This is a genomic window from Herbaspirillum lusitanum P6-12 (assembly GCF_000256565.1).
Classification (GTDB): domain Bacteria; phylum Pseudomonadota; class Gammaproteobacteria; order Burkholderiales; family Burkholderiaceae_D; genus Herbaspirillum; species Herbaspirillum lusitanum.
This window is the reverse complement of the sequence record NZ_AJHH01000377.1, coordinates 1-2,901: the sequence shown is the minus strand read 5'-3', so window position 1 is coordinate 2,901 and position 2,901 is coordinate 1. Positions and strand designations below refer to the sequence as shown.

The 2,901-nt window shown below is 61.3% G+C and carries 3 protein-coding genes; all 3 read right to left on the bottom strand.

What is annotated here, in order from left to right:
- Nucleotides 1–170: 170 nt before the first annotated feature.
- A complete protein-coding gene (locus tag HLUSI_RS28305) occupies nt 171–887 on the bottom strand; it encodes a thiol:disulfide interchange protein DsbA/DsbL (RefSeq protein WP_016834200.1) in 717 nt (238 codons plus the stop codon).
- 94 nt (nt 888–981) lie between these two features.
- Nucleotides 982–1,632, bottom strand: coding sequence for an SPOR domain-containing protein (locus HLUSI_RS0111970; protein ID WP_016834199.1), 651 nt, complete (start codon nt 1,630–1,632; stop codon nt 982–984).
- A 7-nt stretch (nt 1,633–1,639) separates the two neighbouring features.
- A partial coding sequence (gene argS, locus HLUSI_RS0111965; protein ID WP_016834198.1) for an arginine--tRNA ligase occupies nt 1,640–2,901 on the bottom strand: 1,262 nt, incomplete at its 5' end.

Here is a 2,901-nt window from a genome sequence, read left to right as displayed (position 1 = left end):
TGGCCGGCGTGCTGCCGCTTGGCGTCGGCACGCCGGCGCCGATGCCGCTTGATGCGCCGGTGATGAAGACTCGCTGCATGCCATCCCTTTCGTTCAATTGTGATCGGTGCGCGCCAATGAAAACGGTCCGTCCTCTCGCGAGCGACGGACCGTGTTCGGCGCGGTGAAGCTTATTTCTTCTTGGCCGGCTTGGTCGATGCTGCTTCGGCCGGCTTTTCGGCGCCTTTTTCCGCCGCCAGCTTGGTCAGCAGATGATCCATCACTTGCAGCGATGCGGCTTGCTGCATGGACTCGGGCTGGTTGGCCATGGAGGCGCCGGCGATGGATGGCGAGGTGAGGTAACGACCGTCGATGGCGATGGTCGGCACGCCGTCGATCTTGTACGCTTCCTGCAATTGCGAGGCGCGGCGCACCTTGGTCTGCACGCCGAAGGAGTTGTACAGGTCGACGAATTTCTGCTTGTCGATGCCTTGCTTCTCGATGAACTCCAGGATGGTCTTGTCGGTGTCGACGCGTTGGCGGTCAACATGGATGGCCTGGAAAATCTTCGGATTCATTTCCGCAGTCTTGCCCATCGCTTCGAGCGCGTAGTAGAGCTTCTGCTGAGGGATGAACGATTCCCGGAAGGCGACCGGCACTTGCTTGAAGACAATCTTGTCGCCCTGCTTCTTGACCCAGGCGGTCAGCGCTGGATCGAATGCCGCGCAATGCGGGCAGCTGTACCAGAAAAATTCGGTGACTTCGATCTTCTTGCCCGACTCGGTCGGCTGGGCTTGCTCCAGCGTACGGTAGTCGGTGCCGCTTTGGGGATTGGCAGGTGACGCGCTAGCCGAAACGGCCAGCAAACCCAGGCTGATGACAGCGAGAGCATGACGGAACAAACGCATGATTCTTAACCCCTTCTCAAGGTATTCGCAAATAAATATGATGGCGGATCGCCGTGCCGGGCAAAGTTAAACCACGGCAAACTGAAAACGGTCCTTATTTTGGTATGCGGACGATGGCGGCATCGACGCCGTTATCAGACAATTTGCTACGCATCCGGTTCACTGTCTCTTGCTGGCCGATCGGGCCGATCCGTACGCGGTACAAGGTGCCGTTGTCGGAGGGCCGTTCGCTGACCTTGGCTTCGAAACCGAGCAACGCCAGCTTGGCGCGCGCGTTTTCGGCATCGGCCTGTTCACGGAAAGCGCCGGTCTGCAGGAAATAGGTCCACTTGTCGTCGACTGCACTCTCGGATTTATCGGACTTGGCCGGCTGCTCCTTGGTGATGGCGGCCAGCTTGTCCTTGTCCTTCGGCACGTCGACCTTCGGCGCAGGCGGCGTGTCCGGCTTCCTGGCTTCCGGCGCAGGCTTTTCCTGATCAGGATTCTTCGGCGCCGGCGGAGCTTCCTTGGCGACGTCCTTGTTGCCGTAGAGCGGCTTGTTCGGGTCGGAGGACTGGCCCGGCGACAGCTCGGTGCGTTCCTGCTTGGTGACCTTGTTGACGAAGGGAATCGGCGACTTGGTGATCATCAGCGCGACGACCACGGCAATGCCGAGACCAACGATAAGACCGAGGATCAGGCCCAGGAAGGTGCCGCCGGCCTGTTTGCGTAAAATCGGATGGTGTTGTTTCACTTGTGTCTTCATTACAGGGTTACATTCTTGTCGGGGCGGAAACGCCGATCAATGCCAGTCCGTTGCGCAGCACCTGGCGAGTCGCACTCATGAGCGCCAGGCGCGCCATCTTGGTTGGGACATCGTCGACCAGCACGCGTTCTGCATTGTAGTAGCTATGCAATTCGCCTGCCAGATCGCGCAGGTAGAAGGCGACCTGGTGTGGTCCCAGTTCCTGCAGGGCATGGGCCAGCATGTCCGGGTACTCGGCCAGCTTGGCCAAGAGCGTTGCTTCGCGCGGAGCGGTCAAGAGCGACAGGTCGGCGCTGCTCTTGAGCGCCTCTTCGTCCACGCCCGACTTGCCCAGCACGGTGCAGATGCGGGCATGCGCATACTGCACGTAGTAGACCGGATTTTCATCGGACTGCGCCAGCGCCAAGTCGACATCGAAGACGAACTCGGTATCGGCCTTGCGCGAGATGAGGAAGAAGCGCACCGCATCGCGGCCGCGCGTGAGGTCACGTTCCTGACCCTCGACCGGCTCGCCGGCCGACCATTCGATCAGGTCGCGCAGGGTCACGTAGGAACCGGCGCGCTTGGAGATCTTGACCTCTTCTCCATTGCGCATGACGGTGACCATCTTGTGCAGCACGTAGTCGGGATAGCCCTGCGGAATGCCCACGCCAGCGGCCTGCAGGCCGGCGCGCACGCGCGCGATGGTGCCGTGGTGGTCGCTGCCCTGGATATTGATGACCTTGCCGTAGCCGCGTTGCCACTTGTTGATGTGATAGGCGACGTCGGGCACGAAGTAGGTATAGGTGCCGTCGGTCTTCTTCATGACGCGATCCTTGTCGTCGCCATAGTCGGTGGTGCGCAGCCACAGCGCGCCATCCTGCTCATAGGTCTTGCCGGCGGCAATGAGCGCATCCACGGCGGCGGCGACCTTGCCGTCGGCGTAGAGCGAAGATTCGAGATAGTAATTGTCGAACTTCACGCCGAAGGCCTGCAGGTCGAGGTCTTGCTCGTGGCGCAGGTAGGCCACGGCGAAGCGGCGGATCGATTCGAGGTCCTCGACGTCGCCGCTGGCGGTAGCCGGCTCGCCGTCGCTGGCGGAAACCGTCTTCTTCGCCTTGAAATCGTCGGCGATGTTGTAGTAGAACTCGCGCGTGACGTCGTAGCCCTGCGACTGCAGCAGCGCCGACATGGCGTCGCCGAGCGCGCCCTGACGGCCGTGGCCGACGTGCAGCGGACCGGTCGGATTGGCGGAAACGAATTCGACCAGCACCTTCTTGCCCCTAGGTT

What these genes read in the sequence shown, in the direction of transcription:
- HLUSI_RS28305 (WP_016834200.1), bottom strand. Translation starts at nt 887, where the DNA reads ATGCGTTTGTTCCGTCATGCTCTCGCTGTCATCAGCCTGGGTTTGCTG.
- HLUSI_RS0111970 (WP_016834199.1), bottom strand. Translation starts at nt 1,632, where the DNA reads ATGAAGACACAAGTGAAACAACACCATCCGATTTTACGCAAACAGGCC.